This is a genomic window from Candidatus Aquicultor sp., from assembly GCF_054640775.1.
On sequence record NZ_JBTSLF010000150.1, the window covers coordinates 1 to 6250 of the forward strand.

Annotated in this window: 6 protein-coding genes; all 6 read right to left on the minus strand. The window is 47.8% G+C overall.

Going from position 1 to position 6250, the window contains the following annotated elements:
• Nucleotides 1-821 (minus strand): vWA domain-containing protein (locus tag ACYC56_RS11280; protein ID WP_461374280.1); only part of this gene is annotated, 821 nt, incomplete at its 3' end.
• A gap of 18 nt (nucleotides 822-839) precedes the next feature.
• Nucleotides 840-2198, minus strand: coding sequence for a CpaF family protein (locus tag ACYC56_RS11285; RefSeq protein ID WP_461374281.1), 1359 nt, complete (start codon nucleotides 2196-2198; stop codon nucleotides 840-842).
• On the minus strand, nucleotides 2199-3407 hold the full coding sequence (locus ACYC56_RS11290; RefSeq protein ID WP_461374282.1) for an AAA family ATPase: 1209 nt from the start codon (nucleotides 3405-3407) through the stop codon (nucleotides 2199-2201).
• A gap of 9 nt (nucleotides 3408-3416) precedes the next feature.
• The gene (cpaB, locus tag ACYC56_RS11295) at nucleotides 3417-4169 is read right to left on the minus strand and encodes a Flp pilus assembly protein CpaB (protein WP_461374283.1); all 753 of its coding nucleotides are present in this window, start codon (nucleotides 4167-4169) and stop codon (nucleotides 3417-3419) included.
• A gap of 19 nt (nucleotides 4170-4188) precedes the next feature.
• The gene (locus ACYC56_RS11300) at nucleotides 4189-5877 is read right to left on the minus strand and encodes a pilus assembly protein TadG-related protein (protein ID WP_461374284.1); all 1689 of its coding nucleotides are present in this window, start codon (nucleotides 5875-5877) and stop codon (nucleotides 4189-4191) included.
• Nucleotides 5877-6250: TadE family protein (locus ACYC56_RS11305; RefSeq protein WP_461374285.1), on the minus strand; the 374-nt coding region annotated here is incomplete at its 5' end. The genes ACYC56_RS11300 and ACYC56_RS11305, both read right to left, overlap by 1 nt.

Below are 6250 nucleotides of genomic sequence, written 5' to 3' on the forward strand. Positions count from 1 at the left end.
TCAAATCCGGGGCTACGATATTCGATTTCTATGTTGTTTTTGATCTGCTCCGCGATGCGCGAGTAGAAGGGTTTTAGCTCAGTTGAATTGATAGCCTGCAACAGCTTTCCGCCTGATTGGCTCGAAATGCTCTCAAGGGTGCCCATATCGAACTCGGGCGATTTCAGAGCAATAGTATAGACTGGTACTTTCAGGTCTTTTAATTGGTCGATGCACGTCAGCGGTTTGGTGCTACTGACGGTATCGCCGCCATCCGAAAGCAGGATTATATACTTTTGCTTCAAACCCGATTTTTTGATTTGCTGTGCCGCAAGCGACAGCGCATCATAAACAGCAGTCTCTCCGGATGCCTGTATCGTGCTCATCGAGCTGATAATCTTCTTCTTGTTGGAGCTATAATCGGTGGCCAGATGGGGTTTTGAGTTAAAAGCGATTACACAGATTTGATCGTCTATTCCCATCAACCGCACAAAATGATCCGCTGCTGCTTTCGCATCCTCAATAGGTTTACCCTTCATGCTGCCGCTCGAGTCGATCAACAAGGTCACAGCTATTGGTTTAGGTTTCGCTGTTAACGGACTTATATGAACGCTCTTGATGAGCTGACCGTTTTCACTGATGCGAACCGTTCGGTCGCCGTTCCCTGCTTTTCCTGCCTCATCGAAAGCAGCGCCTGATAAGAGTAGTTTTACAGTCGGATACTTTTTGGTATTGACCTCCTGCAAAATCGTATCGGAGTACGCTACTTGTATGCCTATCAATACCCACGCTGTCAAAACGACGATTATGGCGCGAACTACATTACTAATCCGTTTTCCCATAGTCTTTCCCTTTTTGCCCTATCTGCGAGCCATCGGCTCGAATTTGAAAATATCGGGCGATACTTGAATTCCGTAATCTATTAGTTTTTGCGTAAACATAGGTCGAACACCGGTTGATTTCAGCTTGCCCTTAAATCGCCCGTCGTCCGTGACACCCATGGAGAAATCAAAGCGAAAGATATCCTGGAGGGTAATAACATCGCCCTCCATGCCTTGAACCTCGGTAATTTGCGTGATTCTTCTTGAACCGTCGCGCAATCTAGCAAGGTGAACTATCAGATTAAGTGATGAGCTTATGTATTCACGAACGGCACGCAGCGGTAGATCAAAACCGCTCATCAACACCATTGTTTCAATCCTTGAGAGAACGTCCCTCGGCGAGTTGGCATGTACCGTAGAGAGCGAGCCGTCATGGCCTGTGTTCATGGCCTGCAGCATGTCAAGCGCCTCGCCACCCCTGACCTCACCGACAACAATACGGTCGGGTCTCATACGTAGGGAGTTTCTTACCAGGTCGCGAATTGTTATCTCGCCCCTACCTTCGATGTTTGCCGGTCTGGATTCCAACCTCAGTACATGTTCCTGGTGAAGCTGCAGTTCGGCTGAGTCCTCAATGGTGACAATGCGCTCATCACCGGGAAGAAACGACGAGAGTACGTTGAGCATAGTGGTTTTCCCCGTGCCGGTTCCTCCAGAGACGAGGGTATTTAATCGGCCGGCAACACACGCCCTTAACAAATCGGCAACTTCCTGGCTCATGGTCTCGAACCGTATTAAATCTTCAACCATAAGCGGATCTTTTGAGAACTTACGTATGGTCAGCATCGGACCATTCAATGCAAGGGGGTGAACGACAGCATTAACTCGAGAACCATCGGGGAGACGCGCATCGACCATCGGTGAGCTCTCATCGATCCTTCGTCCTACCTGGCCTACAATCTTGTCAATGATCCTCAGCAGATGGTCCTCATCAAGGAATTTCCGGTTGGTTTTGTAGATCTTGCCGGCCCGCTCGATATAAATACTATCGGGGTTATTGATCATGACCTCAGTTATCTCCGGGTCCTGGAGAAACTGCTCTATAGGCCCGTATCCTAGGATATTATCGATAACATCGCGCATAATATCTTCTTTATCCGGACCAGAAAGGGGCATCGTCTCGCTGGCCAAAAGACCTCGCAAAATCTGCTCCACCCGTACTTTCGATGCTTCCTGGCCAACCCGAGCATCATCCAGATCCGGGCCAAGTTCGCTGACTAAAGCATAATGGTACTTGACCTTAAGAGCATCAAGCTCACTTTCACGCACGGAACCATTATCTATAGCAGATCCCACTTGCAAGCTGGTTGATTGGGCAAGCCGATCGGTAAGTGACATCTATGATAACCTCCTGATGATTTTACGAACGATCGGATCAGTTGCCTCGGTGTGAATGTCATCCCTTTTCTTAACATCCTTGGTCTTCTCCGCAAGACCGACAATGCTCTTGGCGACTGCCGATTTTGGCTGTTCAATAACGACAGGCACGCCTTTGTTAACGCTTCGCGGGATCACCCTATCGCTCGGTATCCGTGCCACTGCTTTTACATCTAGTGTTTTTTCAACCTCATCGATTTCCAGCCATACTTTGCTATCCGCTCGATTCAGAACAAACTTGACTATTTCAGATGGATAGCCAAGCTGCTTTAAGGTTTGAATCGCCAGTTTGATATTCTTTATGCTAGGCATATCCATAGTCGCGATTAAATAAATGAGATCGCTCTCATCAAGCGCTGTCAGCGTAATATCGTTAAACAGGGGTGGAGTATCGATTATTATGTAATCAAAGGACTTCCTGAGTAACCCCAGAATTTGCTTAACATGATTCGATGTTATCGAATCGGATTCTTGCGGGCGTACTGGAGCAAGCAATGCCTTCACTCCGGATGAATGCACCGTAAGAAACCCTTGCAACATGTCCTCATCAAGCTGGCCTATCACCTGGATCACATCATAGATGGTATGGTCGGGCGTCAGTTGAAACATGATCGCGATATCGCCGAATTGAAGGTCAAGGTCAAGTATAGCTACACGTTTTTCGGTCAGTTGTGCAAGCGCGACTGCAGAGTTGGCTGATAGGACCGATTTGCCCACGCCACCCTTTGTGCTGAAGAACGTTATGACCTTGCCTTCTTCTGATAACTGCTCATCTTGTTCGTCAGCCTTTAAACCGAAGGACTCTTTAAATCGCTTTGAAATATCTGCCGCCCGTGAAATAGACGCGATTATCTGCTCGTCGGATGACTCACGCTCAATGATATCTTTTATTCCAGCTTGCATGGCAGCACGAAGCACGCCGGGGTCGAGCGCATCGACAGCCATAATGATCGCTATTTCCGGATTGCTGATTGAAAGGCCCTCGGCTTTTGCTATCGCAATGTCCGACATGATTGATGGATCTATTACTATGACTTCTGGAGAGTGTTTCTCTATTGCTTCATCAAGCCCAGAAATGTCGTTAACGTTTGCGGTAGCTTGACCGCTGGTTTTAAGCGCTGTTGTTATCTGTTTACCAAATTTGGAATCTTCACCGGCTACTAGTATCAAACAAATCACCTACTTAAACACAGTCTTTATAGTTATGCCTTTGGTGCTTACCATCTGAGGGTTAGTCGATGTGTGAAGACCAAGCCATACTTTACCATTTTCCTGGGCGTACACGAGTTTTTCAGCATCAGCGGGAATCAGAGCAAGGGTTATTGTCTTGTTACTCTTATCGCTGGTGCTCTCCGCTTTAGATGAATCAAGCACCTTATTCCCCGGCGCCTCTTTTTCGGCCCCAATACTATCGCCGACCGCGATTACCTGAACCTTCTGAAGGAGTATTTTTGTAACGTCGTCACCGTCAGCGCCGGGATTGAACGAAGCAAACGCCGTTACTAAATCGCCGGGTTTCGCCATCTCAGCGATGCCTCGTATGCTGTCGTAAGGGATCGAAACTGCGAGATACCCTTTAGGCACCGTAAACGAAAGGCCTGCCTCGGACGGATGCTTGAATTTGCCGATCGTCAACTGTTCACCGGCGCTTATCGACACGCTCAGCACCTGGCCTTCGATGTTTCTCGTCGAAGATATCGCCTGCGATGCTACATATCGCCGGGGTATTTCTTTAAGCTCGGCAAGGTGGTCTTTGGCGATATCCTCGATGCTGGTTCCCTTGGCGATATCACTTGCCGCTACCCATACCTGAACCGTTTTCTGCTCCTCGACCGCCTGCTTCTTGATGTTATTTAAATAGTTATTTACCCCTAGGGTCACAATCGCTCCGAGTATGACTGCAATTATGATGATCACTAACCTTGGTTTCAAATAAAACCCTCCCACTTAATTAGTTTTCGCTATCTGGTTTAACCAGGCGAACCATCTTTATATTTGGCTCAGGCGGCGGTTCTGTTTGGTAAATTCCGCCCTTAACGTACTCCATGAACCTGCCTTGCAACTCGCCACCGTTCGGCGGGTTCTCAATAAAGAACTGCGCGAACCCAACGATTGCTACCTTTGACCTACCGTTAATGGCCTCATAGGTTGTTTCCTCTACCAGAGGAACTGTTATTAGCCGGGGACACTGGTTCCTGCTTTCATGCGGTGTTGTGTTGCTTTTCCACATATCCCACGTACATGAATCGGAACCAATGCGAGTACTTATGCCCTGACCGAGTGGGCCAACCATCGCTCCTGTTTTGGTCCACACATAATCTCCGATTTCGTAGTAATGAGTAGGATGCGATGAAGCATACGGATCGGCATGAAGCTCTCCCGCAATTGCATCTCTAAATGCATCACCGCCGGAACCGTTCCCCTGGCCTCCTGTCGGTGAATCCGGTAAACCTGTGCCAGACCCAAATTCTTTATAATCTAAATCAAGACCGTAATAGTTTCCCGGAGAAGTACCGTTATCAAGGAAGAGCGTGTAGAGCTTCTCGTACTCAAAACCTTGTATTTTGACATTGACACTAACAGAACTACCAGTTGAAACGTAATTAACCCCTAGGTCGACATCGGTAATCTCTTCGCTAGGGTCCCTTGCAACAATATACGCGCCCGACCCACCGCTCGGAAGCACAGTAGTATCATCTATTTTTATAGTGATTGGATAAGCCATATACCCTGAATCGGACGCCGGGAGGTTAACGGTTGTTGTCGCTTTGTAAACACCGCTGCCTTGGTCTGATAAAGCAACCGAGTAGCTACCATTACCGTTCGGTTTTGGCCAGTATGCCTCGACTTTACTTGGACTACCGGAAACATGAGCGGTAATGGCGATAGCCGTTGCAACATTCGCCTTTACGAAGTTTTCATCGACGTTTACCTCGCCGAGGGCCCCATTTGAACCAACGACGAGCGCCGATGCACCTTGCAGGAATTCTTCAAATCCCTGGTTATTAACCCTGCTGATATCAACCCTGTACTTGCCATCCGCAAGAGAAGGGATTGTTCCCGAATATTCAAATATGTCGTTAACAAAGTTGCCGCCACCTAATTTATTGCGGTAGACCGTTACGCCACTTGATAGGTCAACTACATTAACGTAGACTTCCTTGGGTTTCGGGTTTGGAACTCCCATCGGGTCCAGGTCTTTTACCCCTACAAGGTATGCAACCTCAGCTTTTGCAATCGCGCGAACAAAACCATTATTATACTTGCCGGGACTGAAGATATTAAATATTTTCGCAAAAAAGAGGTCTACCGTGCGCCCGGTTGTTACGGTGACGCTTTGCTCGTTAAGATTAACGGTCGGTGTGGCTTCTGACGCAAGATTTTTATTGAGTGCATAATCACGGGCGACCGCTTCGGATAGGCTTACGACGTTCGGATCTTTCGCTTGCATGATCATCTCTTGGCAACCGGCAAGCGCTGCAGCATCCGCAGCTGATTGAAGCTGGTGTCTTATTTCGTAAAGGTACCCTACATCAACAACCAATGCAGTGAAGCCAAGAAATACGATCATTAAAATAGCCACAATTACAGCCACAGCGCCGTTTTCATTTTCTTGTCGTTGTGTCACATTGTCGGGCATTATTCAATCCTTTGGGTTGCGGCATTCGAAAGCGTTATATCCGATCCCTTAATGCCTAATGCAGTACCTATAAACGGCACGATAATCGGTGTTTTGTGCTGTACGGTTACGGAAACCGATTCGCCGATTAGTCCACTTCGATCGCCCGCAGGGTTTATAGTTATATCCGCAGCGGTCAACGATAGACCCGGAGCGGAATTTATAATTTTCGTCTTTACATCACTATCCGTCTGCTCTAAAGCAGCCCACCGAGCGCCTTCTCGAGCAGCGTGTGTAATGGAAATAAAGTGGAAGAATATGAAACCGAACTGTATAATTCCAAAAACTATGGTAAACAGTAGGGTCGCGACACTCGCGAATTCCACGGCGCGCG

Bases quoted from the DNA above. Each gene is read 5' to 3' on its own strand.
- ACYC56_RS11300 (WP_461374284.1), bottom strand. From the start codon at position 5,877: ATGCCCGACAATGTGACACAACGACAAGAAAATGAAAACGGCGCTGTG.
- ACYC56_RS11285 (WP_461374281.1), bottom strand. From the start codon at position 2,198: ATGTCACTTACCGATCGGCTTGCCCAATCAACCAGCTTGCAAGTGGGA.